Origin of the sequence: Methylorubrum sp. Q1 (assembly GCF_004683995.1) — a bacterium.
In the GTDB taxonomy this organism is placed as follows: domain Bacteria; phylum Pseudomonadota; class Alphaproteobacteria; order Rhizobiales; family Beijerinckiaceae; genus Methylobacterium.
Genome location: NZ_SRHQ01000033.1, coordinates 19,891 through 43,278 on the forward strand (window position 1 = coordinate 19,891; position 23,388 = coordinate 43,278).

18 protein-coding genes and 1 pseudogene are annotated in these 23,388 nt (G+C 67.2%); 4 read left to right on the forward strand and 15 right to left on the reverse strand.

The genetic code is table 11. The features are described from left to right. Positions 1-47: 47 nt before the first annotated feature. Positions 48-291, reverse strand: a pseudogene (locus tag E4V01_RS26345) (transcriptional regulator). A 274-nt stretch (positions 292-565) separates the two neighbouring features. On the opposite strand from E4V01_RS26345, the gene E4V01_RS22880 reads away from it, so the two are divergent. The 4 genes from E4V01_RS22880 (at position 566) to E4V01_RS22895 (ending at position 5,519) form a co-directional block, all read left to right on the forward strand. Further along, positions 566-769, forward strand: a complete 204-nt coding sequence (locus E4V01_RS22880; protein WP_060768829.1) for a hypothetical protein — start codon at positions 566-568, stop codon at positions 767-769. Between the two features lie 83 nt (positions 770-852). Beyond that, positions 853-1,695: a serine O-acetyltransferase gene (cysE, locus tag E4V01_RS22885; protein ID WP_135299959.1), complete on the forward strand. Its 843-nt coding sequence runs from the start codon at positions 853-855 to the stop codon at positions 1,693-1,695. 421 nt (positions 1,696-2,116) lie between these two features. Next, positions 2,117-3,508 (forward strand): family 2B encapsulin nanocompartment shell protein, encoded by a 1,392-nt coding sequence (locus E4V01_RS26640; RefSeq protein ID WP_135299946.1) that lies wholly within the window; start codon positions 2,117-2,119, stop codon positions 3,506-3,508. Then, on the forward strand, positions 3,495-5,519 hold the full coding sequence (locus E4V01_RS22895; protein ID WP_135299947.1) for a family 2A encapsulin nanocompartment cargo protein cysteine desulfurase: 2,025 nt from the start codon (positions 3,495-3,497) through the stop codon (positions 5,517-5,519). Before E4V01_RS26640 ends, E4V01_RS22895 begins: the two co-directional genes overlap by 14 nt. Before the next feature lie 142 nt (positions 5,520-5,661). Here the strand turns inward: E4V01_RS22895 and E4V01_RS22900 are convergent, their stop codons facing one another. The 14 genes from E4V01_RS22900 to exbB form a co-directional block, all read right to left on the reverse strand. After that, positions 5,662-6,654 carry a FecR domain-containing protein gene (locus E4V01_RS22900; protein WP_135299948.1) on the reverse strand — a complete coding sequence of 331 codons (993 nt, stop codon included), beginning with the start codon at positions 6,652-6,654 and terminating at the stop codon, positions 5,662-5,664. A gap of 3 nt (positions 6,655-6,657) precedes the next feature. Then, positions 6,658-7,173 carry a sigma-70 family RNA polymerase sigma factor gene (locus E4V01_RS22905; protein ID WP_245517668.1) on the reverse strand — a complete coding sequence of 172 codons (516 nt, stop codon included), beginning with the start codon at positions 7,171-7,173 and terminating at the stop codon, positions 6,658-6,660. Between the two features lie 847 nt (positions 7,174-8,020). Next, complete coding sequence (locus E4V01_RS22910) at positions 8,021-9,796, reverse strand: ABC transporter ATP-binding protein/permease (RefSeq protein ID WP_135299949.1); 1,776 nt, start codon at positions 9,794-9,796, stop codon at positions 8,021-8,023. Beyond that, positions 9,793-11,535, reverse strand: coding sequence for an ABC transporter ATP-binding protein/permease (locus E4V01_RS22915; protein WP_193763285.1), 1,743 nt, complete (start codon positions 11,533-11,535; stop codon positions 9,793-9,795). Before E4V01_RS22915 ends, E4V01_RS22910 begins: the two co-directional genes overlap by 4 nt. A 29-nt stretch (positions 11,536-11,564) precedes the next feature. Further along, on the reverse strand, positions 11,565-14,069 hold the full coding sequence (locus E4V01_RS22920; protein WP_135299951.1) for a TonB-dependent receptor: 2,505 nt from the start codon (positions 14,067-14,069) through the stop codon (positions 11,565-11,567). A gap of 166 nt (positions 14,070-14,235) precedes the next feature. Then, complete coding sequence (locus E4V01_RS22925) at positions 14,236-15,348, reverse strand: PLP-dependent cysteine synthase family protein (RefSeq protein ID WP_135299952.1); 1,113 nt, start codon at positions 15,346-15,348, stop codon at positions 14,236-14,238. Further along, positions 15,345-15,950 carry a LysE family translocator gene (locus E4V01_RS22930; RefSeq protein ID WP_135299953.1) on the reverse strand — a complete coding sequence of 202 codons (606 nt, stop codon included), beginning with the start codon at positions 15,948-15,950 and terminating at the stop codon, positions 15,345-15,347. The genes E4V01_RS22925 and E4V01_RS22930 overlap by 4 nt, the downstream gene beginning before the upstream one ends. 207 nt (positions 15,951-16,157) lie before the next feature. Then, positions 16,158-17,264, reverse strand: a complete 1,107-nt coding sequence (locus E4V01_RS22935) for a TlpA disulfide reductase family protein (RefSeq protein ID WP_135299954.1) — start codon at positions 17,262-17,264, stop codon at positions 16,158-16,160. 99 nt (positions 17,265-17,363) lie between these two features. Further along, positions 17,364-17,861 carry a hypothetical protein gene (locus E4V01_RS22940; protein ID WP_135299955.1) on the reverse strand — a complete coding sequence of 166 codons (498 nt, stop codon included), beginning with the start codon at positions 17,859-17,861 and terminating at the stop codon, positions 17,364-17,366. A gap of 70 nt (positions 17,862-17,931) precedes the next feature. After that, a complete protein-coding gene (locus E4V01_RS22945; RefSeq protein ID WP_135299956.1) occupies positions 17,932-19,209 on the reverse strand; it encodes a pitrilysin family protein in 1,278 nt (425 codons plus the stop codon). Positions 19,210-19,227: 18 nt separating this feature from the next. Then, positions 19,228-20,544 carry a pitrilysin family protein gene (locus E4V01_RS22950; RefSeq protein WP_245517665.1) on the reverse strand — a complete coding sequence of 439 codons (1,317 nt, stop codon included), beginning with the start codon at positions 20,542-20,544 and terminating at the stop codon, positions 19,228-19,230. A 64-nt stretch (positions 20,545-20,608) separates the two neighbouring features. Beyond that, complete coding sequence (locus E4V01_RS22955) at positions 20,609-21,484, reverse strand: energy transducer TonB (protein WP_135299957.1); 876 nt, start codon at positions 21,482-21,484, stop codon at positions 20,609-20,611. Beyond that, complete coding sequence (exbD, locus tag E4V01_RS22960) at positions 21,481-21,918, reverse strand: TonB system transport protein ExbD (RefSeq protein ID WP_060768816.1); 438 nt, start codon at positions 21,916-21,918, stop codon at positions 21,481-21,483. Before exbD ends, E4V01_RS22955 begins: the two co-directional genes overlap by 4 nt. A gap of 4 nt (positions 21,919-21,922) precedes the next feature. Further along, positions 21,923-22,597: a tonB-system energizer ExbB gene (gene exbB / locus E4V01_RS22965; RefSeq protein ID WP_245517666.1), complete on the reverse strand. Its 675-nt coding sequence runs from the start codon at positions 22,595-22,597 to the stop codon at positions 21,923-21,925. Between the last annotated feature and the right edge of the window lie 791 nt (positions 22,598-23,388).

A 23,388-nucleotide genomic window follows, 5' to 3' on the forward strand; every position in this document is an offset into this window, starting at 1 on the left:
GCGTCACCGGCGGCGCTGCGAGCGGAGGGGTGCGGTGCCCGGCACGCTCAGCCGATCTGCGGGCAGACGATGTCCGTCAAGGTCGCGAGCAGCCGGGCGACCCTGGGATCCTCCCGTCGGGTAGGACAGGGTTTGGCTCTCGCGCCGAAACGCGACCAGCCGGTCCTCACGCAGCAGGCACAGGACGAGCCGGCGCTTCTCGTTGGCGTGGAGTCGTAACCGGTGCGCAACGTCCGCCGCCTTGTCTTGGCGGAGCGGCCGACCGCTCGGCGTATCGGCATCAGATCCCAGGCGACGGCGGGCCGCCGTCCTGTTCCCGGGTCGCGCGGCGAGAAGTAAGGAACTAGGCTTGCCAAACGGCGTTCTGTCGATAATTATCGAATTGAAACAATGACTTATCGAAAATAATGCTCTTGATCCGCTCTCCCGCGCAGCAAATCTTCTCCCGTATCCCGGCACGCTTGGTAGGCTCTCCCTACCCCTCCCGCGATGCGCGATTCGACAAGCTGTGCGCGAGCCGGTGGATCGGAAGCCGTGACGGGATTTCCGCTTCAAGGACACCATCATGCTGAGTGCGACGATGCTTCCCGGCGATCAGGTCGTGTTCGATCGGCTCGACCTCGCCGAAGCCCTCGGGATCTGGCGCCATGCGCGGGGCTGGGTGGTCGGCATCCACGGTCAGGCCGGCCGCGCCACGATCGATGTCCAGTTCGACGGCCACGAGACCCTGCAGAGCTACCTGCCGGACCTGTTCCGGCGCATCTCCTGAAGCGATCGGACCGTCCGAAGATGCACGGCCATGACGAGCGCCGCGATGCGGCCGGCTGGCGCGCGGCCCGCCCCCTTCCCGAGATGCCGGCGCTGGCGATCACGCTGCCGCTGCGCGCCACGAACCGCAGCACGGCGGAGACCGACGTATGGGCCGCGATGCGCGCCGAGGCCGAGGCCGCGCTGATCGAGGAGCCGCTCTATGCCGGCCTGATCCAGGCGACGGTCCTCGACCAGCGCAGCCTGTCGGAGGCTCTGGCCTATCGCCTCGCCCACCGACTCGGCGACGGCGACCTGTCGCGGCTCACCATGCGCGATCTCTGCTTCTCCGCATTCGAGGCCGACCCGCATGCAGGGCTGCACGCCGTGCGCGACCTCATCGCCATCCGTGAGCGCGACCCGACCTGCCGGCGCTATCTCGATCCGTTCCTGTTCTACAAGGGTTTTGCCGCGCTCGAAGGCTACCGGGTGGCGCACTGGCTCTGGCATCAGGGTCGGGCGACGCTCGCCCTGCACGTGCAGAGCCGTATCTCCGAGGTGTTCGGCTGCGACATTCACCCGGCGGCGCGGATCGGCTCGGGGGTTTTCATCGATCACGCCACCGGCGTCGTCATCGGCGAGACCACGGTCGTGGCCGACGACGTCTCGATCCTCCAGTCGGTGACGCTCGGCGGCAACGGCAAGGAGAGTGGCGACCGGCATCCGAAGATCGCCCGCGGCGTGCTGCTCAGCGTCGGCGCCAAAGTGCTCGGCAACATCCGGGTCGGGGAAGGCGCCAAGGTCGCCGCCGCCGCGGTGGTGCTGCACGAGGTGCCCGCCCACACCACCGTCGCGGGCGTACCGGCACGGGTGGTCTCGCGCCTGCGGAGCGACGAGGAGCCCGCCCAGACCATGGATCAGTCCTTCGGTTTCGGCGACGGAATCTGAGCCGGCGGCCAGAAAAATCTTTCCGCAACGGGTTGCTTCACGCCCTTCTCGTCAGAGAGCGATCTGGAGAGTATTATTCTCATTATTCGCGATTGCGCAAAATACATTGCTCAATAATACAGATTCGAAAGATTCGCATTCTGCGCTTGCCTAAAAAATTGGAAGATCATTCCGTTGACCGCTGGTTACTGCCGCGCCTAGTACATCAATCGCTCCAACTGAAGGTCTCGACAGACCCTGTTCGGGCAAGTCGTAATCAGTAGCGTGACGGTGATCGCAAGTTCAGTGCGGTGCCGGCGCGGCCTTTGTGCCTGCGCCATGTCGGCGGCTGCCTGTCACCAGAACCCGATGAGCTGCCGGCGCCGGTCCCCCCCGTCCGCGCCGGCCGAACGTCCGAAACACCGTAAGGAGACGACGAGCGATGAGTGGACCGGGCCTGAGCGTGAGTGCATCCGCTGCGCGTAATCTAGCGACCGCGACCGTCACGTCGGTCCAGAATGTCGCCAACACTCCCCGTTTCCTCCTGCGTCTCCTGCCCTTCGTCGACGTTGCCGGCGGCGTCTACCGGGTCAACCGCCGCGCTGTGGTGCTGGCCAAGCCCGGCCGCATCGATCTCAGTCTTGAGGACAAGGGCCGCACAATACGCCCCAGCTCGCTGCGGGCCGTGCCGCTGTTCAGCCGCCTGGGCGACGCCGAACTGGCCGCGCTCGCGGACAAGTTCACGCAGAGCCGGCACAAGGCCGGCGAGGTCATCGCCGAGGAGGGCTCGTCCGGCCGCAGCCTCGCTGTGGTTGCCGACGGCACGGTCGAGCTGACCCTGTCGGGCCCCTATAAGGGCCGGCTGCGCCAGGGGCTTGCCACGCGCGGCGACTATTTCGGCGACGACGCCCTCGTCGGTGAGGCCGGCCCGGCGCCGGCGGTGAAGGCGCTCTCGGCGGTGACGCTGCTCACCCTCGACCGCGCCGCGATCGAGGACGAGGCCGTCCGCTCGCGCATCGACCAGTACCAGGAGGAGCGTGACCGCCTGAAAGGCCACACCAACTCCTACGGCGAGCAGGGTATCGAACTCCTGGCGGTCCATGCCGGCGAGCCGCGCCTGCCGACCACCTTCGTCGATTACGAGATCGATCCGCGCGAGTATCACCTCTCGACGATCCAGACGATCCTCAACACCCACACCCGCGTCACCGATCTCTATTCCAACGAGATCGATCAGCTGCGCGAGCAGATCCGCCTCACGGTCGATGCCGTGAAGGAGCGCGAGGAGTGGGAACTGCTCAACAACTCGCAGTTCGGCCTGCTCGGCGAGGTCGCCGGCCGCCAGCGCATCCCGACCCGCTCAGGGCCGCCGACCCCGGACGATCTGGACGAGCTGCTGACCCTGGTGTGGAAGAAGCCCGCCTTCTTCGTGGCCCATCCGCGCGCCATCGCCGCCTTCGGCCGCGAGGCCACGCGCCGCGGGGTGCCACCCGTGGTCGTCCACCTCTTCGGCGCGCCCTTCATCACTTGGCGCGGCGTGCCGCTGGTGCCGAGCGACAAGCTGCCGATCGACACCGATCCGGCGACGGGTGCGCAGACCACCTCGATCCTGCTGCTGCGCGTCGGCGAGGGCGAGCAGGGCGTGGTCGGCCTGCAGAAGTCGGGCGTGACCGGCGAGATCGAGCCCGGCCTGTCTGTGCGTTACATGGGCACCAACGATCACTCCATCGCCTCGCACCTCGTGACCCGTTACTTCTCGGCCGCCGTGCTGGTCGAGGACGCGATCGCCCGTCTCGATAACGTGCTGCTGGGCAACTACCATGACTACGCCTAACGCACCCGCTCTCGGTCTTCCGACCGGCAGCGCGGGCGATCTGGCGCATGCCGATCTCGTCTCGCGCCTCGCCCGCGAGATCTATGGCCAGGGTCAGGCGGCCAGCGCGCCGTTCCAGCCCCACCTGCCGCAGACGCTCCAGGCCCCGCAGGGCCTGGAAACCCTCCCCACCGGTTCCGGGCAGCCCGCGCTGCCCGGCGCCGCCCTCGGCACGCCCTCCGTGCCGTCGGGCGCGCTGCCGCCGGGCTTTCAGCCCGACGTCTCGGCCCAGGCTGCCCGGACCTTCGGTGCGCCGCCGGTCGGCCTGCCGGGCCTGACCGGTCCGTCCCACGCCAACCCGGTCGGTGCGACGCCCGCGCCGGCGAGCGCAAACTTGTTCGATGTAGCGGCGATCCCCTCGGTGCATCCGTTCCCGAGCCCGGACCGGCTGCCCGAATTCTTCGTACCGAGCTTGCCCGACGTAGCCGCGGCGATCCCCGGCGGCCCCGACCTGCACCGGCAGATCGCGACCGACCATCCCCGCGCCAACGGCTTCGCCCACGCGCTGGCGCCGCACCTCGTGCCGCGCGATCCCGGCACGCCCGGCGGCGACGCCGCGCAGGAGCGTTTTTCGCGCACCGGCCAGCGCCCGCATCCGAGCGGATCCGCTCCCGACAACACGGGCGATTACTACTTCCTGAGCCCGGCCCCGCCGCCCGCGAGGGGCAAGAAGGCTGCCGCCCAGCTGCGGGTCGAGCCCTCGCGCCACGCGGGGCCCGCCCCGCGGGTGACCTCGCACGGGTCGGTCCCGGCCGGCGCGCCGTTCGATGTCGAGCACGTGCGAAAGGACTTCCCGGCGCTGCACCAGAGCGTGAACGGCCACCGCCTCGTCTGGCTCGACAACGCGGCCACCACCCACAAGCCGCAGAGCGTGATCGACGCCACAGCGGAGTTCTACAGTCGCCACAACTCGAACATCCACCGGGCCGCGCACACGCTGGCGGCGCGCTCCACGGATCTGTTCGAGGGCGGGCGCGAGAAGACGCGGCGCTTCCTCAACGCGCCGAGCAAGGACGACATCGTCTTCCTGCGCGGCACCACGGAAGCGATCAACCTCGTCGCCAACTCCTACGGCCGGGCGAATATCGGCGCAGGCGACGAGATCATCGTCTCGACCATCGAGCACCACGCCAACATCGTGCCCTGGCAATTGCTGGCGCAGGCGACCGGCGCGACGATCCGGGTGATACCGGTCAACGACCGGGGCGAGATCATCTTCGAGCAATACGCTGCTTTGCTCTCGGGCCGCACCAAGATCGTCTCGGTCACGCATGTCGCCAACGCGCTCGGCACGGTGAACCCGATCCGGGAAATCATCGCTCTGGCGCATGCCTACGGCGTGCCGGTGCTGGTCGATGCCGCGCAATCGACCCCGCACATCCCCATCGACGTGCAGGCGCTCGACGCCGATTTCCTGGTGTTCTCCGGCCATAAGGTGTTCGGGCCGACCGGCATCGGCGCCCTGTACGGGAAGCGGCACCTCCTGGAGGCGATGCCGCCGTGGCAGGGCGGCGGCCACATGATCGAGGACGTCACCTTCGCCAAGACCGTCTACAAGGGCGCGCCCGAAAAATTCGAGGCGGGCACGCCCGACATTGCCGGCGCCGTCGGCCTCGGTGCAGCGCTCGACTACCTCGAGAGCGTCGGCCTGCCGGCGATCGCGGCCTACGAGCACGACCTGCTCGACTACGCGCAGGAAGGCTTGGCTGAGGTGAAGGGCCTGCGCCTGATCGGTACCGCGCTCGACAAGGCGAGCGTCATGTCCTTCACGATCGATGGCCTCACCAACGATGCCGTCGCCCACCACCTCGATTCTCTCGGAATCGCGGTGCGCTCGGGCCATCACTGCGCCCTGCCGGCCCTGCGCCGCTTCGGCGTCGATCAGTCGGTGCGCGCCTCTTTGGCCTTCTACAACACGCGGGAGGACGTCGACCTCTTCCTACGCGGGCTGCACACCTTGCCGCGGCGCTGACCTGCGCGTCCAAATACACATTCGGGCGAAGCTGTCGAGCTGGCCTCGCCCGTTCACTCTTGTCGATCTGATGGATTGCGGGGCAGCAGAAGGCAACGACATCGGCCTGATCAAAGGCCTGCGATCGACGGCCGGCCTTTGATCAGGCCGAAGCTTCGATCTTGATCCAGATGCCGGCGGTCTGGGTCATTTTCAAACCGACGGATCGAGCGAGTGTATCCAGAGCTGCGATGGGTTCGAAGAGGTTGAACACGCCCGTTGCGCGCCGATCCGCCACCTCGGGGCTGAGCCGGATGAAACCGGCGAAGTATGGGCGAATCTGCTCGACGATGCTCGCGACGGATTCATCGTCGATCACGGTGAACCCGGTTGTCCAAGACGCTTCGGCCTCGGCATCGATCTTGCTGCGGGAAAAACCGGTCCCGTCGTGACTGACGCGTTCGCTCGTCAAGACGTTGAAGTAACGCCCTTCCCCTTGGATCGTGCCGCTGCCCTTGAGGCCCGTGACGGCCAGGCGCCCCTCATGCCGGTCGAGAACGAAGGTGCCTGCCGACGCATCGAGCCGGAATGAGCCCAGATCGACCACGAACGGGCGGGTGTCCTGCTCGGACACGTCCAGCATCATCCGGCCGATCACGAGTTCCACGCGCCGCTCCGCCGCAGAGAGCACGACGTTGATCGACGAGCGCGGCGCCAGCACGACCTTGCTGCCGTCATTGAGTTCGAAGCGCGCGTGCTCGGCCGTGCGGGTGTATCGATCGTTGAAGAGGTCCTGCAGCGGCACGAAGCGCTGCAGGGCGGTCGTGCCGACGCCCCCCGCCGCGACGAGGCCGACCAAACCGGCCAGGACCGATCTGCGGTCGCGCGTGGTCGCCCGCCCACGGATCTGGGAGACCGTGCCACGGGGAAGGCCGGAGCGGGCCAGGATGTCGAAGGGCTGAAGACCGCCCGACAGGCGATTCCAGGCTTCGGCGTTGCCGGGGCTGGAACCGCGCCACCGTTCGAAGTCCCGAAGCTGACTCTCCGACATCCGTCCGGCGCTCACGGCCACCATCCACTTGATGGCTTCACGGCCGCTCCCGTCGATCCGGGGATCGTCGATGTCGCTTTTCCGCCGGACGTTCGCGTTCGCCATCCCTCAGATTTCCGCCCTTGCCAGATAGACCGCGGAAAAGCCCTGAGTCATGTACTTGCTCACGGCGCTGAGCGAGACGTTGAGTTCCTGGGCGATCTCCTTGTTCGACATGCCATCGATCTGACTCATGAGGAATGCCGCGCGGGCTCTGGGCGACAGTTGGGAGAGCACGGCATCGATCTTCTGAAGCGCCTGGACGATGATGAGCCGCTCTTCTGGCGAGACGTCGACGGCCTCCGGGATGGTCAGGAGCGCATCCTCGTAGGCATTCTGAAGCTTCTTGCGGCGGCGGGCATCGAAGATGATCCGCTTGGCGATCGTGGTCATCATCGCGCGCGGTTCACGCACGCTTCCCACGTTCGGCAGAGTCATAAGCGACAGGAAGACATCCGACACGATATCTTCGGAGGCGTGGACCGTCCAAGGCTGTCGCGACAACCACGAGCCGAGCCAGGAGGAATGCTCCCGGAACATCGTCTCGACCAGCCTTGCATCCAGAACGCCAGCAACACGTGCCATCAATACCCCCGCGCTCGCAGCTGGAACTCCACCGTAGACGTGAAGGCAGCCCGTTGTTCTGTTTCGTCATCCGCCACACGCGCGATGCGGGGATGAGCGTCTCTTAGATTAGAAAAGGCCCTAGCCCGGATTTACACTTTTTGTTGTAGTCTAGCTTTCCAAAGTTGTCCGCGCGCGCGAAAGCTTGCTTTTCGACTTGGCGCTGGAACAGATGATTGTTCCAGCACCGTATCCCGACCCCGAGGTCGGGACTTGTTATCGAGCACCATGCACCCGCCATGCCAACATATGACAGAAATATAATCCAATCCACTCCACGCTCTCACGATCCCCACTTCATCCAGCACGTTATTTCCGTGCTCCGGACGGGATCGCGCTGGAGGTGCAACCGGACGGGCTGCGCCCCGATGTGGCGGTTTCCATCCGACGGGCTCGATCGAGGCCGTGATCCGCAGAGGGAGGCCGACCTCGACAGGTCGCTGCGCCCCGGCCGCGGCCATCGGGGCGAGGGGAGGTCGGCGCCCCGCGATCGGCGGATGCCCCCTGTGCGCCTCGCGACAGCGGCGCGATGTTCCGCGCGTGGGGAGAGACGGGCCGGTACGCGCGGTCTGGAACGCATTCCGACGAAGGGGTCACCGGTTCGCCGAAAAAAAAATTGCGCGTCACAACAAGGATCGAGAGGCGCCGGCCCGATGCAACGGGGCCGGATACGGCTCCAGAGCATCGTCCCGAAAGGCGGTTGCCGGCTTTCGGAAAAAAGATGATGCGAAAACAAGAGCCTCAAGCATCGTCCTGGATCTGGGATCCAGGACGATGCTTGAGCCCGAATGTTCGATCGCGACCGGATTTACCGCGTGTGCGGAGCGGCCGATACCGGGGTCAGCGTCCAGCCGCCGCCGGGCTCAAGGGTCAGCATCTGGGCATGATGCGCCAGGATGCCGGCGCGGTGTCCGACGCTCACGAAGCGCGCGCCCGTAGCCGCCAGGACGCCGTAGAGATGAGTCTCGGTCGCGCCGTCCACGGCGCTGGTGGCCTCGTCGAGGAGGACGAAGCGGGGCCGCGCGATCAGCACGCGGGCAAAGGCCAGCCGCTGTTGCTCGCCCAGTGACAGGATCTGCCCCCAGTCCTTGATCGTCGAGAGGCCGCCATGGATCGTCGCGAGGTCGGGCAAGCGCACGGCCTTCAGCGCGTCGAGCAGGACGGCATCGGGCACGTCGCCACCATGCGGATAGAGAAGCTGCGTTCGGAGATCCGCCAGCGTCACGTAGGGACGCTGCGGCAAAAACAGGCAATCTGCGGCATGCGGCATCACCACGCGGCCGCTTCCGCGGGTCCACAGGCCGGCCATGGCGCGCAGAAGCGAACTCTTGCCGACGCCGGTCCGGCCGACGATGACGAGGTTCTCCCCCGACAACATCGTCAGGCTCAGGTCGCGCACGAGGCGCTGTTCGCCGCCCGGCGTTTCGAGGCTGAGAGCGTCGAGGGCGACCGTGCCGGCGCAGCGTTCGATCGCAATCCGCCGGTCGGCCCCCGCGGCCTGCTCCGCCTCGATTGCGTCGAAGCGCTCGACGATCTGGGCGATGCGCACCGCGTGGGGGGCGACGCCGGACAGGGGCGCCAGGATGCCGAGCAGAGCCGCCGCCGTGGCGGCGACAGAGGCCGAGACCGCGATGCCCTGCGTCAGGGTCCCGAAATCGATCTCTCCGGCGAACAGCCGGGGCGCAAGCACGAGGTAGGGAATCGCCACCCAGGCCAACCCGAACATGAGGGGCGCCATGTCGGTCACCGTCCGCCGGAACAGCGTGACGATGAGATCGCGCCGCACGACAGCGTCCACCTGCCCGTGCAACCGTGTCCGCTCGGCCGGCTCGCCCTCGTAGAAGGCGATCGCCTCGGCGTTGGCGTGGACGTGGGCGAGGCCGTAGCGCAGGTTGCCGGCGGCCATCGCCGCCGCGTAGCGCAGGCGTACAAGCGGCACGTAGCCGAGATAGGTCGCGACGCATTGCGCGAGGCTGACCGCGATCACCACCCGCATCAGCCCGCCGTCGATCGAGCCGAGCACGGCGCTGCCCGCGGCGAGCGCGCCGAGCGAGCCCAGCACCCTCACGGGTAGGCCGAAGAACAGGGTGACGACGTTCGAGACGCTTTCCTGGATGCGTTGATCCGGATTGTCGATGCCGCCGCGCTGGGCGATGTCGTAGTAGACGCGGTCGGCGAGATAGCGTCCCGCGATCCACTCGGTCAGCCAGATCCGCCAGCCCTTGGTGATCCAGGCGGTCAGGATCATGGCCAGCCCGCCGACGAGGATCTCGCCCAGGAAGAGCGCCGCGTAGACGAGGAAATGCCAGCGAAACAGCGGCCCGTCGCGCTCCGTCAGCGCGTTGGTCATGTCCCTGAGGGCATAGGACGAGGCGAGGTTCAGATAGGTGACGAGGGCCGTCTGACCGAGGATCGCGGCCATGGCGATCCAATAGGGCCAGGCCGCGCGGCGGGTCCAGAACGGAATGAAGAAGCGCGCGATGCGCCGCAACAGCAGACCGTCGATGCCGAGATCCGCCTTCCGGGCGGAGGACGAAACCGAGGGGTCGTAGGCGGCAGCACCCTCTCCGACGAGCCCGCTCACAGTGCCTCCGCCGGCTCGGCCAAGCGCGCGGCCACGGGCGCCAGCGTCCAGCGCCCTCCGGGCTTGAGCGTCAGGATGTGGGTATGGTGCGCAATGATGCCGTGGCGGTGCCCGACGCTGACGTAGCCGACGCCGCTGCGGGCGAGCCGCGTGTAGAGATGCGTCTCCGTCGCCGCGTCGAGGGCGCTCGTCGCCTCGTCGAGAAACACGAAGTCAGGCCGGGCGATCAGGGCGCGGGCGAAGGCGATGCGCTGCTGCTCACCGCCGGAGAGGGTCTGGGACCAGTCCCGCACCGCCGAGAGGCCGCCATGGGTGGCGGCGAGGCCGGGCAGGCGCACCGCCTCCAGAACCTCGAGCAGCGCCGCGTCGGACCTCGCCACCCCGTGCGGATAGAGGAGTTGGCCGCGCAAATCCCCACCGGTGAAGTAGGGGCGCTGGGGCAGGAACAGGGTGTCGCGGGCTGGGGGCATGGCGATGCCCCCCTGTCCACGGGTCCAGAGGCCCGCCATGGCGCGCAGGAGCGAACTCTTGCCCACGCCCGTCTCCCCGACGATCACGAGGCTTTCCCCCCGCTCGACCGTCAGGCTCAAGGCCCGCACGAGCTGCCGCGCCCCGTCCGGGGTTTCGAGGGAGAGGTTCTCGACGGTCACGCGGCAACCGCCGCGGCGCATCGCGATCCGGGGAACGTCGGTCCGCTCGTCCGCCCGTGCCATCGCATCGAATCGCTCCTGGAGCGGCGCCAGTCGGGCGACCCGGACGGCGAGTTCGCCGAGCGAGGCGACGATCAGGGACAGCGTCTCGATCACGCCGCGCATCATCAGGGTGATCGCGGTGGCCTGGGCCAGCGTCCCGTAGCTCATCTCGCCCGCCGCGATGCGCTCGCCCAGAACGAGGTAGGGCAGCGTCATCCAGGCCAAGGCGAAGGCGGCGTGCACTGTGAGGTACAGCACGGCCTGAAACCGATCGAGGCGGAACGCCCGGTCGGCGGCCGCGCGGGTGCGGTCCATCACCGCCCGCTTCTCCACCGCCTCGCCGCCATAGAAGGCGATGGCCTCGGCGTGATCGCGAATATGGACGAGGTCGCGCCGCAGATCGCCCTCGGCGACCTGGAGCGCGAGCTGGCGCCGGACGATGGGGGGGACGGTAAGATAGGTCGCGGCGACCTGCACGAGCCCGAGCGCCGGAACCACGAGCAGGAAGCGCTCGTCGATGGCGAGGAAGACCGCGATGGCCCCGCCGAGCCGCGCCACGACGCCGACCGTCCATTGCAGCATCTGGATGGCGTGCTCGATGAAAGGCTTCACGCTCTCGGCAATACGCTGGTCGGGATTATCGAGGTCGCCGCGCAAACGGATGTCGTAATAGGCGCGCCGGGCCAGATACTGATCGATCACGTGCCGGCTCAGCCACCGGCACCACGCCGCCTCGACGAAGCCATCGACGATGAAACGCGCCTGCGGCACCAGCATCTTGGCGGCATAGACGATCAGATAGGCCGTCAGCGCCGTCTCGAACGCCGCCCCGTCACGGCCCAGCAGCGCATTCGTGGCGTCCTTCAGGAGGGCCGCCGAGCGCACGACGAGATAGGACAGCAGGACGCCCTGGCTCAGCAGCACTGCGAGGCCGATCCAGGCCAGCCAGGATTGCGGCCGGCGCCAGAACGGCACCGTCAGGCGGACGATCCGCCGGAAGAAGAGGGCGTTGATCGAGTGGTCTGCTGTCGTCTGACCGGCGGCCATCGCTGTTCGATTTTGGCGGAAATACATTTTTACTCGAATGAGTATCGAGCCTGGAAAAGGACCGTCCTGCCTTGGCCGACGCCTATAACTTGCGCCCCATAGCTCGGCGTATAGTAATATTTATCGAAAATATTGTCGATCTTAAGCTGCATGGACCAGCGATCGTAATCGTATCCAATCAATGCGTCGGCTGTGACGAAGCCAGGGGTCTTGTAGAGAACCGGTCGAACGTATTGATCAAGTGCGGATGGATCATCTGTCGTGCTATTCGAATTACCTCGCCCGCCGAAACCGAGCGTCAATCCTTGGAAAAGGCCGCCCTGAAACGTGTAGGTTGTCCACAAGCTCCCAGTAAACTGCGGTCTTCCCGACAGAGCGGGTAGAAATTCGTTTGTTGCATACTTGGCGATCACTTGTCCGAAAGATGCAATGAGATTCAATCCGGGATAAACTTCTCCTTGTACATCGACTTCGAAAGCTCGTGTCGAGAGACCGGAGATTGGGATGGCAAATCGACAATCATCCGGATCGCAAATAGAAGTATTATTCTCGAAAAGATCCGAGTAAGACGTCGTAACGGTCAGCTTTTTATCAAACAGGAAGAAACGACCTCCGACCTCCCACTGATCGGCTGAGCCGGGCGGCAGTGGTTGGCCGTTCCTTTGTGTCGTATAATTAGGCTTAAATCCCACATTCCGCGAGCCGTAGACCGTAAAGTATGGGGTGACGTCGAATGCGGCGCCGGCAAGCCAAGACAGGCCGCTTCCCAAGGTCGGCACCAATTGCCTGTTGTCTTCAGTTTTGACGACGATCGGATTTCTGAATCTTTGGCGGAAGCGATCGAAGCGAACCGATCCAAGTATGTGAAGTCGATTATCCAAAGTATCAATTTGATCGATATAATAGTACCCTACGCCGTACGAATTTCGTAAGTCAACACCGCTGTTCGGAAAAAAGCTGTAGTCTGGAGTGCTGATCAAACTGTAGTATGGTAACCCAGTAAAAGCATTCGTCTGTAAGCCTCCGTATCTGAGGGTGCCGACAGTCTGGCCAAGAGCCTGGTAGTCGATTCCGAATTTCGATGTTTGGCGAGCAAACCCCGCATCATGAACGAGCGTAATATCCGATCGATTTGTGATTTTTTCGAAATCGTACGGAAGATAACTCAGCGTAGTTCTATAAACATTGATTGGGTCGCCCGAAGATCGTCTTAGGGTGCTCGGCCAATTGAATGTGTTGATCTCATTTTTTGATTTGCTGTAGAAGAATCGATTGTTAAATGTCGTGTCGAAACCCAGAACGTCTCCGAAGCGAAGCGTCTGGTCAGAATACACATCTACAGTTTCATCGATGACGGCAAGTCGGGGGTTGAGATAAGGAACTCCACGCGGAAGCCTGAGGGGGCGCATCAAAGCTGAATTGTCAAAATCCTTGTTTATGATCAGGTTTGATGCTTCTACGAACGTATACTGCGCCGGCAGTCTCCGCTCCTTCCGATAGCGGACACCCGCCAAGATGGAAATGTCGCCATTGTCATACCGTGCCGAGGGTGAGATCAAATATTGATACCCATCGCGGTAGCCCGCATGATTTTCATCCGCATGATTTCCTGAGATATTGAAGCGATATGTCAGGCTTTCCGTGTCCGCGACGGGGCCACCAAAATCGAAGGCAAGCGTTCGATAATTGAATGAGCCATAGCGTATCGTCGCATCGCGAATTACCTGATTGGTTGGCTGCTTCGTCGCGATGTTTACCGTTCCGCCCAGTGAACTTGCGCCGTTTAATATCGACGTCGGCCCCTTGAGCACTTCGACGCGCTCGACGTCGTCGATTGGCATCTGGCTGAAGCCGCTGCTGAGCGCCCCGTTGCTAAAGCCCTGCCCGTTGATCGAAACATTATCGGTCGGGACGCCTCGAATAACGAAAGATTGCGCACCGGTAGATGTCGTTGCAATTGAAACACCGGAAACGTTCCGAGCCACATCACCTGCGTTTGTCGCGACCTGGGATCGAATCACATTAGAGGTGACTGCGTTCACCGAGAGCGGGATGTCTTTCGCTGCGACACCGGCAAGACGCACCGTGTCGCCGGCATTGCCGGCCTGAAACCCGACATCGCCGAAGCGCGATCCCCCGCTCTCATCGGTCACGTCGATGGCGGCGACATCGCCGAGGCCCGCGGCGGCGGCGGCGGGCGAGGCGCCGGTATCGGCGACGACGGTGACGCCGCCAGCCGCGCCCGGCACCATGCGCAGGCCCGTCCCCGCCAGAACCCGAAGCAACGCCTCGCGGACGGTGAGGCTGCCTTGAAGCGCGGCCGCCCGGCGGCCGGCGGCGACTTCGGGTGGGAAGGAGATCATCACGCCGCCCTGGCGGGAGATCGCAACCAGCGTACGGGCGAGATCACCCGCGGGCATGTTGAACTCGATCTGCGTATCGAGGCCGGCCTGCACCGACGTGACGCTTGCCACAAGCACCGCGAGGACCGGAAGACCGGCCCTGCATGCGGAATGCCCCCAAAACTTGATCATTGCGGCCTCTTGAACTTGGCTCTCCCCTCCTTTGTCTGAGATGGCGGCCGAATCCCTACGGCTCCGCTTGAGAAATTCACCGCGCGCTGCGCCTCTCGATTGAGAGCGGGCCGCCGCTCGCAGCCTAATCGCGTAGATCGCGCAGCAAAATCGTGTGGATGGGGTCTCAGACCGACAAAGCGGCGCCGGGGCAAAGGCCGCGATCGAAGAATGCGTCCACGGCCGCCCGATAGGGATCGAGCACGAGGTCGCGCTCGGCGAGCCAGCGCGGGTCGAGATGGGTGCTGCGGTAGCGCTCGCCCGAATCGCACAGCAGCGTCACCACCGAGCCGGTCTCGCCCCGCGCCGACATGTCGGCGATGATCCGGGCCGCTGCCCAGAGATTGGTGCCGGTCGAGCCACCGCAGGAACGGCCGAGCCGCTCGGAGAGCACCCGTGCGGCGGCGAGGCTGGCTGCGTCCGGCACCGCCTCGGCGCGGTCGATCAGATCGGGCAGAAAGGAGGGCTCGCAGCGCCCGCGGCCGATCCCCTCGATGATGGAGGATCGCCCGTCGGCGAGGCGCACCGACCGGTCGGCGAGGTGGCGGTGGAAGACCGAGGCCTCCGGATCGGCGAGGCAGAGCCGGGTCGCCAGGCGCCGATAGCGGATGAAGCGGCCGATCGTAGCCGAAGTGCCGCCGGTTCCGGCGCCGACGACGACCCAGGCGGGGATCGGGTGCACCTCGCGCGCCATCTGCGCGAAGATCGATTCGGCGATGTTGTTGTTGCCGCGCCAGTCCGTCGCCCGCTCGGCGAAGGTGAACTGGTCCATGTAATGGCCCTCCAGGGCGGCCGCGAGCTGCTCGGCCTCGGCGTAGACGGCGCACGGCGTCTCGACGAAGTGGCAGCGACCGCCGTAGCGGGTGATCTGCACCACCTTTTCGGCTGAGGTCGCCCGCGGCATCACCGCGACGAAGGGCAGGCCGAGGAGTTGCGCGAAATAGGCTTCGCTCACGGCGGTGGAGCCGCTCGATGCCTCGACCACCGTGGTGTGGGGACCGATCCGCCCACTGCACAGACCGTAGAGGAACAGCGAGCGCGCCAGCCGATGCTTGAGGCTGCCGGTGGGATGGGTCGATTCGTCCTTGAGGTAGAGGGGGATGTGGGGGAAGGCCGGGAGCGGGACCCGCAGGAGATGGGTGTCGGCGGAGCGATTGAAATCCGCCTCGATCGTCTCCACCGCTTCCGCGATCCAGCGGCGCGTCCGCGCGGTGCCCGGCGGCTCGCATTCCGCGCTCATGCGAGCCTCCCCGTCATCTGCGCCACCCCGGCGCCGATCAGGGCAACGCCCGTGACGCGCCTGAACAGACCACCCGTGGTACGGGCCAGGAGCGTGCCCGCCAGGGCCCAGCTCATCGCCGCGACCAGGGAGAGCCCGCAGAACGTGGCCTGGAGCAGCACGAGCTGCGGCAGGACGGGCTCCGAAGCCTCGACGAACTGGGGCAGCAGCGCACAGAAGAAGACGAGGCCTTTCGGGTTCAGCGCGGTGACGAGGAAGACGCTGGCAAAGGGACGACCGCCGTGTGGGGGCGCCGCACCCGATGCCTCGGAGGTGGCCGCCCGGCCGAACAGGGAAGTGAGGCCGAGACCGATCAGGTAGGCCGCCGCGGCCACCTTGAGGATCGACAGGAGGCCCGAAGAGGCCGCGAGCAGGGCGCCGAGGCCGAAATTGCAGATGGTGAGGGCGACGCTATCCCCCAGAACCGCGCCCGCGACGACGCGGGGGAGCGTCGCGCGGCCACCCAGGGTGGCGTAGCGCAGAATGATCAGGGCGGTCGGCCCCGGGATCGCAAGCACGATGCAGGAGGTCGCCACGAAGGCGAGCCAAGTATGGAGGGTCATCGAGGTGCATTCGGCTCGTGCCGCAGCGGGGCACACCGCGGGGCGATTACCCCAAGGCAGAAAACGGGTCGGTGAAACGCGCGTCTCACCGGCGCTGGTCCGCGGCCGCTCATTCCCTGTGGGACGAGACGCCGAACTTCACACGCCTGCCGCGCATATTTCTGGATGAATCGACCGACCCTATCCTGTGTAGGTTGTGCGGCGCCGTCAGGCGAGGCGGCAACTGTCGCCCACGCAGATCACCGTCCGCGGCTCGGCCGGCTGCGGCGGCGCGGCGCTGGCGCAACGGTCCTGCAGGACCTCGATTGACGTCAGCGCTTCGGCGGATGCCCCGGCCTCGATCCCGGCCTGCCGCGCCCGCCCGGCCGCAGAGGCCGCTTCGCCTGCCCGGCCCGACGCGAGCAGGGCCTCCGCGAGGGCCTGCGAGAGACGCATGGCGAGGCTGGGGCTGGGTTCGGGGCCGATCAGGAGGCGCACCCGTTCCAGCGCCTCGACGCTCAGGGCTGCGGTGCGCTTCAGGGCCGGTCCCTTCAGGGCGCCGATATCCTGTATTAGGCTCGTGCCGATCTTGAAGAGCGTGTTGACGTCATCGGCCGCCGCGCGCACGACCAGATGCAGTCCGTAATCCAGCGCGGCGTCGCTCCCGGGCGCGAGTTGCTTGAACCTGCCGAAGCCGTGCGTCCGTTCGAGTTCGGGCTCGGCCGCGAAGGCCGTGTCGTAGGCTCGGATGATCCCCTCGCGATCGCCCGCCGCGAAACTGGCGGCGACCGCCCGTTCCAGAGCCCTGGCCTCGCGGACCTTGTTCTGCACCAGCTGATCCCGGTGTGCTTCGGCCGCGGCAGGCAGGTCCCATCGCCCCTCGATCACCGCCGCGAGCGGCTCGTCAAGATCCATCGGATGACCGATCCAAGCGATCCGGCCCTTGCCGTCGACGATGAAGGCGGACGGCACGCCCTGCTCATAGGCGGCGTCGCACCAAGCCGCGCGCATCCGGCTCCGGCGCGCGCCTTCGGCCGGTACCCGATCGACGGCGATCCGGTAGCCGATCGCATCGTCATGCTCGCGCACGAAGGCGCGTACTTCGTCGAGATCGGTCCACCCCACCGCGACGCCGACGACCGGAACCTGAGGGTGGCGGTTCTGGAGTTCCGTGAGGTGCGGGAGGCTGGCCTTGCAGGGCCCGCACCACGTCGCCCAGAACTCGATGACGTGGACGGTCCCCGGTGCGAGGACAACGATCGGCTCTCCCTTCAGGAAGGTCTCGACCTGGATCGCGGGTGCCGGATCGCCGATTAGCAGTTCCGAGAGGGACATGGGTGAGAACCTTTTCCAGGCTTGCGCTGGATTTCAGCGGGGCTGAGCGGCCTTCGGCCCGCGACGCGCCGGCCGGGCCGTGTGGAGGGGTGGGCGCGGCTACTTGCGCGGACCGCGCGCGGAGCGCGGCGGCTCGGGTGGGGCCGGTTCGGCGACGGCCACCTCCGGTGGAACCGGTGCGCCGTCCGGCCCCACCACCAGCGCGGCGCCGTAGGGGCCGGTGATGGGTTGGAGCGCTTCGTTGATCGGGGCGATAGCGGCATCGAAGGCGTGAAGCCCCTCGGTGATCGGTCCGACGATCACTCCGATCGGTGCGAAGATGTAGCCCGCCAGATCCGGTCCGATGGCCTTCTCCGGCCGCGGGGGCCTCTGGGCCGGCGGAGCGGAGCCTCCCGCCTGCGGCGGGGCTCCGGGAGCCAGGAGCGTGCCGCGCGTCTCCGCCGCCATCGCATTCTGGTCCGCCCGTCGCCGCAACGCGGCGTCCAGCGGCTGGCCCGGCACGGCGGCCGCGCCCGCGTCCTGCGGCGATGGCTGCGCCCCGGCCGCGCTCGGCAGGGCGAGGATCAGGCCCAGGCTCATCACGACGATCGGTCTCATGCTCTCACCTCCCAGTCCGGCGGTCCGTGCCGCCCTCTGTCCTCGTGCGCGCGCGGCCGGACCGGCACGCTCACAGCCCCTCCGGATCGCCGGCCACCGCGACGAGCAGCCCGCCATCACCGAGCAGACGCTCGGCCGCGCGCCGGCCGTCCGCCGGACTCACCGCCGCGATGCAGCGGTTGCGCGTATCGAGCCAGTCCGGCTCGCGCCCATCCAGCTGCAACTGGAGCATGAGGGCGGCGATGGCCGGGGAGGTGTCGAGGCGAAGCTTATGCGAGCCGAGCAGATAGCCCTTGGCCCTGTCGATCTCCTCGGCGGCGAGGCCCTCGCGAGAGAGGCGATGGATCTCGTCCTGGATCACGCCGAGCGCCTCGGCCGCGCGGTCGTTGCGCGTCGCCGTCGTGCCCACCAGCGTGCTGGCACCGTCCGCGAGTTGAAGCATCGAGCGGACCGAGTAGCACAGGCCCCGCTGCTCACGGACGGCGCGGAACAGGCGCGAGGACAGGTCGCCGCCGCCGAGGCACTGATTCACGACCATGGCGGCCGCGAAATCCGGGTCCGTGCGGGGAATGCCGGGCCGCCCGAACCGGATCGTGGATTGCGGCAACTCCAGGCGCGTCACGACCCGGTCGCCGAGGCCGCCGAGTACGGTGGCGGGTGTCGGCGCCACCGCTTCCGGCGGAAGCTCGGCGAAGGCGCGGTCGAGCGCGGCGCCGAGCGCCTCGGGCCCGATCGCACCGACGACGGCAACGCGAAGATTGCCGCGGCTCACCATGCGCGCGTGCAGGGCGACGAGGTCTACGCGTTCGATGCGCTCGAGGCTGGCGAGGTCGCCGTTGGCGGGGCGCGCATAGGGATGCCCTTCGAAGCCGCGGGCGGCGAAGGCCCGGCCTGCGACCTTGTCCGGCTGGCTCAGGGCTGCGCGCACCTCGGACGCGACGGCGCCCCGGATACGCGCCACGTCGTCGGGTGCCAAAAGCGGCGCGCGAAGGGCGAATCCGAGCAACTCGAAGGCCCGCTCCGCGTTGCGCGAGAGGGTCTTGAGCTCGCCTCGCAGCGTGTCGCTCCAGATCGAGAAGGACAGGCGGATGGCCTGGTCGCCCAGGGCCCGCCGGAACGCGCCGCCCTCCAGCGGCCCGGCACCTTCCGTGAGCAGATCGGCGAGCATCCGCGCCGCGCCGGCCCGATCCGGCGGATCGAGCACCGGTCCGCCGCGGAACCCGAACTGCACCGACAGGATCGGCAGCGTGTGGTCCTCGACCAGCCAGGCCTCGAGTCCGCCGGGGCTTCGCACGCGCTGCACGCGTTCGGAGAAGGTCGTGGCAGGGGGGGGGACGTGGATCGTCATGACGGGCGCCTCCACTCCTTAGGCCGCTTCGGACCGGACGAGATGGCCGGAGACCCCGCCCTGCCGGTCCAGAAGGAGCAGGGCCGCGCTCAGCGCCTCGGGCGTGACCGCCTCGATGCGATCCTGCCACGTCGCGAGTTCCTCGAGACGCAGCCCGCAGCACAGGGCCATGCCGTACCAGTTGGCGAGACTGACCTGATTGTCGCGAGCATAGAGCGCACTGGCGACGAGCTGCGTCTTGGCACGCTCGACCGCCTGCGCCTCGAACCCGGTTTCGCGCAGGCCGCCGAGAACCGCATCGACCGCCTGATCGAGTTCATCGAGCGTGGTCCCGGGTGCGGGGAGGCCGCTGATGTAGAAGCGCGAGCGGCCCGCAAAGAGGCTGCTCCAATAGGAGGCCTGGATGCGGGTCGCGCAGGATCGCTCCACGGCGAGCCGGGTATGCAGGACCGAGGTATCGTCCCCGCCAAGCAGGAAGGCGAGCAGTTCCAGAGCCTCGGCCTCGCCGGGCGCCGCCGTGCCGGGCGAAGGTACGGTGTGGAGCCGCATCAATTGCGGCTCGCTCACCGTCGGGTCGGCCAGCGTGACCTGCCGGTGGGCGCGGATCGGCGGATCCTGAGGATGGCTGCGCGCCAGAGGGACGCCGGAGGGACGGATCGAGCCGTAGATCCCGGCGGCGAGGTCCAGCACCGCCTGCGGCTCGGCATCGCCCGCGACGAGGAGGAGGGCGTTCTCGGGTGTGTAGAACCGCCGGTAATAGGCGAGCGCGTCCGCCCGGGTCAGGCTCTCGATCTCATGGCGCCAGCCGATGATGGGCCGGCCGGCGGGGTGGGAGGGGATCGCAGTGAGCGCCACGGCCTCGCCGAGGAGCCCCGGCGGATTGGCATCGGCGACCATGGAGCGCTCTTCCAAAATGACGGCGCGCTCGGTGGCCACCACCGCCTCGTCGAGCACGAGGCCGCGCATCCGGTCCGCCTCGTAGGCCATGCAAGTGGACAGATACTCCTTGGGTACGCGCTGGTAGTAGGCCGTGAAATCCCAGCCCGTGAAGGCATTCTCCTCGCCACCCACGGAGGCCAGGAGGGTGCTGAACGTTCCGGCCGGGTGATCGTCGGTGCCCTTGAACATCAGGTGTTCGAGGAAGTGAGCGATGCCGGATTTGCCCGCCGGATCGTCGGCCGATCCGTTCCGGTACCAGACCATGTGCGTGACGATCGGGCTGCGTCGATCCGGAATAACGACGACCTGCATCCCGTTGTCGAGCCGGAAGGCCGAGGCCGAGGCGGGGACGGCGGAGGCAGCATGCCCGCTCGAAGAGGAGGAATTCGGAAGCATCGGTCTCGGTTTCTTGCGATCGCTCCGTCCCGGTGCCCGTTTGCACCGGAACGCCTTGACCGTCTCAGCGGCGGTTGAAGTTCATCGGGACGGTCAGCGTCATCGGCTGGCCGCCGGGGGGCGGCGGGAAGGGCGCGGCCCGGTACATCACCGCCACGGCCTCGGCATCGAGGGCGGCATTGCCGGATGAGGCGATGAGACGTGCGCCGGTCACGCTGCCGTTGCCCGCAAAGCTCACGCTGACCACGGCCACCCCGGTCGCCCCCGCCGCCCCTGGGGGAAACCGCTTGGCGCGCACAATCCGTATCCGCATTTCGTTCTGCCAGGACGCCCGCGACGCCTGGCTGATCGAAGCGCCGGCGGCGGAGGCCGCCGTACGGTCGGCCGTTGCCTGATCCGAGCGGGGACCGCCGCTGCTACGTGCGGCAGTGCTCGGGTGGTCCTTCTTCAGGACGGGCTTTTCGGGCTTCTTTTTCTCGAGCGGCTTCTTCTCCGGCTTCTTCTCGGGAGGCTTCGGCGCGGGCTTCGTCACCGCCTTGGGCGGCGTCGGCGGCAGCACGGCCTGCGGCTTGACCACCGGGGGCGGGGCCTCGATCACCGGTTCCGCGTCCGGCGGCGGCGCCTCCTCGACCGGTTCGGGCTCGGCCTCGTCGCTGGCGGGGACGGGTGGCCCCTCCGCGGCGTTGTCGACCTCGGACTTCGCTACGGTCGGCTCCGGCGACATGTCGATCATCACCGCCGCCGGCATTTCGAGGGGGGCGGCCGGCGTCTCGGCTTGACGGGTCAGGAGGAGGTAGAGGCCGATATGAACACCGAGCGTCAGCAGGCCCGCCGCCGCCCAGCCCAGGATCTGGACCGCCGACGAGGATTCGCGGCTCTCCTGATGCGTGCGGCCCCGCTCGGCGGCCCGCACGAAGGCTTCGGGCGGCGGATGGATCATGGCTGCGTTCCGCTCGAAACGTCTTCGAGACCGACGAGGCCGACCTTGAGGTAGCCGGCCGCGCGCAGAAGGTTCATCACCCCCATCAGCTCGCCGTAGGGCACGCCCTTGTCCGCGCGCAGGAAGATGCGCTCATCCTTGTTGCCCTTGGTCGCGGCATCAAGGGCTGCCCCCAGAGCCGGCCGGGCCACCGCGTCCTCGCCCAGCGCGACGCCGAGATCGGCCTTGACGCTGACGAAGATCGGCTTGTCGGGGCGCGGCTGCTGCGGCGCCGCGGAGACCGGCAGCTCGACCGGCACGTCGACCGTCGAGAGCGGCGCTGCCACCATGAAGATGATGAGCAGCACCAGGATCACGTCGATGAACGGCGTGATGTTGATGTCGGCGTTCTCGGCGAGATCACCGCCGTCGTTGGATCCGAGATTGACGGCCATGCCCTTACTCCGCCGCGACGCGGATGCCGGGCTTGCCGCCGTAGGTATTGAGCTCGCGGCGGTCGAGGTCACGCGAGAGGTGGCGCATGATCAGCGCGACGGCGTCGCCGGTCATGGCGCGGTAGCCGGTGATGGAGCGGGTCAGCGCATTGTAGATGACGACGGCGGGGATGGCGGCGACAAGGCCGATGCCGGTGGCGAGCAGCGCCTCGGCGATGCCCGGCGCCACGACCGCGAGGTTGGTGGTGTTCGAGTTGGCGATGCCGATGAAGCTGCCCATGATGCCCCAGACGGTGCCGAACAGGCCGACGAAGGGGCCGATCGAGCCGACGGTGGCCAGGATGCCGGTTCCGGACGCCATGCGCTTTCCGACCATGGTCTCGATCCGGCTTAGAGCGATCGCTGCCCGCTCCTTGACGCCCTCGCTCGGCAGGCCCCGCGAAAGAGTCAACTCTTCCTCGGCCTCGACCAGAAGAAGGGCGCCGACGCCGCGGCGAACACGCTGACCGGCCTCCGCGAGGGTGGCGGACGCCCGGATCTCCTTGAGGCTGGCCCTCATCCCCCGCTTGGCGAAGACGAGGCTCAGGACCTTCACGAGCAGGATGGTCCAGGTGACCACCGAGGCGGCGACCAGGATCAGCATCACGGCCTGCACGACCGGATCGGCTGCGAGGAACATCCCCATCGGCGAAAGGTCGTGGGCGGCCTCGGGCTTCCGGGGTGCGGCCGGGATCTCTGCTGACGTCGCAGCCGGGGCGGCCTCTGCTGGCGTCGCAGCCGGGGCGGACTCTGCGGTAGGCGCCGAAGGGGCTGCTGCGGGAGGCGCCGGCTGTGTATCCTGCGCCGCGGCCGGCGTGGACAGGGCCAGCGCGCCGAGAAAGAGGGCCTTCACCAGTGTCCGGGTCAGGAACCGCCCAAGACCGGGCGTTGAAACAGACTGTTGCAAGTCCTTCAGTACTGTCATCGCGCTTTCACCTTCGTTGCGGTGACCGTCGGGTTTCGAAGGGTCTGTGCAACGAGGCCCGCAAACTGACACGGCCATCGGCTCGGTTTTTCAATTTGTGGGTAAGATTTACGACCGCGCTTCGGCGTTTGACGGTTCCGATGTGAGTCCAGTCCGGCGCTGCAGGGCAGCCGCGACGGTGCGGCGAGCCTTCGCACCATCCCAGGACGGCGGTCGCCGACCTTCGAAGAAAGGCGGCTAAAAAAGAGCGCCTCGTCCTGCATCCAGGACGAGGCGCTCGGGCACGTGGCGTAACGGGGGGCATTCAACGGCCGGCCGCGGGAACAGCAAGCCGTGAACGCCTCAAACCTCAGGCGGCGCGGAAGTCATCCAATCCATCGGTCCATGCGCAATCGCCGGTCAGCGTCTCGAGGAAGAGGCCGTCGATGCGAGCGCGCTCGGCCTCGACGAGCGGGCCGTTGACGGCGACCGGCCGGCAGCGGCCCGACAGACCCGGCGGCACGAAG

Coding starts and splice junctions, on each gene's coding strand:
- exbD (WP_060768816.1), bottom strand. CDS start 21,918: ATGGCCGTCAATCTCGGATCCAACGACGGCGGTGATCTCGCCGAGAAC.
- E4V01_RS22955 (WP_135299957.1), bottom strand. CDS start 21,484: ATGATCCATCCGCCGCCCGAAGCCTTCGTGCGGGCCGCCGAGCGGGGC.
- E4V01_RS26640 (WP_135299946.1), top strand. CDS start 2,117: ATGAGTGGACCGGGCCTGAGCGTGAGTGCATCCGCTGCGCGTAATCTA.
- cysE (WP_135299959.1), top strand. CDS start 853: ATGCCGGCGCTGGCGATCACGCTGCCGCTGCGCGCCACGAACCGCAGC.
- E4V01_RS22950 (WP_245517665.1), bottom strand. CDS start 20,544: ATGCTTCCGAATTCCTCCTCTTCGAGCGGGCATGCTGCCTCCGCCGTC.
- E4V01_RS22880 (WP_060768829.1), top strand. CDS start 566: ATGCTGAGTGCGACGATGCTTCCCGGCGATCAGGTCGTGTTCGATCGG.
- E4V01_RS22935 (WP_135299954.1), bottom strand. CDS start 17,264: ATGTCCCTCTCGGAACTGCTAATCGGCGATCCGGCACCCGCGATCCAG.
- E4V01_RS22915 (WP_193763285.1), bottom strand. CDS start 11,535: ATGGCCGCCGGTCAGACGACAGCAGACCACTCGATCAACGCCCTCTTC.
- E4V01_RS22945 (WP_135299956.1), bottom strand. CDS start 19,209: ATGACGATCCACGTCCCCCCCCCTGCCACGACCTTCTCCGAACGCGTG.
- E4V01_RS22930 (WP_135299953.1), bottom strand. CDS start 15,950: ATGACCCTCCATACTTGGCTCGCCTTCGTGGCGACCTCCTGCATCGTG.
- E4V01_RS22905 (WP_245517668.1), bottom strand. CDS start 7,173: ATGGCACGTGTTGCTGGCGTTCTGGATGCAAGGCTGGTCGAGACGATG.
- E4V01_RS22925 (WP_135299952.1), bottom strand. CDS start 15,348: ATGAGCGCGGAATGCGAGCCGCCGGGCACCGCGCGGACGCGCCGCTGG.
- E4V01_RS22940 (WP_135299955.1), bottom strand. CDS start 17,861: ATGAGACCGATCGTCGTGATGAGCCTGGGCCTGATCCTCGCCCTGCCG.
- E4V01_RS22900 (WP_135299948.1), bottom strand. CDS start 6,654: ATGGCGAACGCGAACGTCCGGCGGAAAAGCGACATCGACGATCCCCGG.
- E4V01_RS22920 (WP_135299951.1), bottom strand. CDS start 14,069: ATGATCAAGTTTTGGGGGCATTCCGCATGCAGGGCCGGTCTTCCGGTC.
- exbB (WP_245517666.1), bottom strand. CDS start 22,597: ATGTTCCTCGCAGCCGATCCGGTCGTGCAGGCCGTGATGCTGATCCTG.
- E4V01_RS22895 (WP_135299947.1), top strand. CDS start 3,495: ATGACTACGCCTAACGCACCCGCTCTCGGTCTTCCGACCGGCAGCGCG.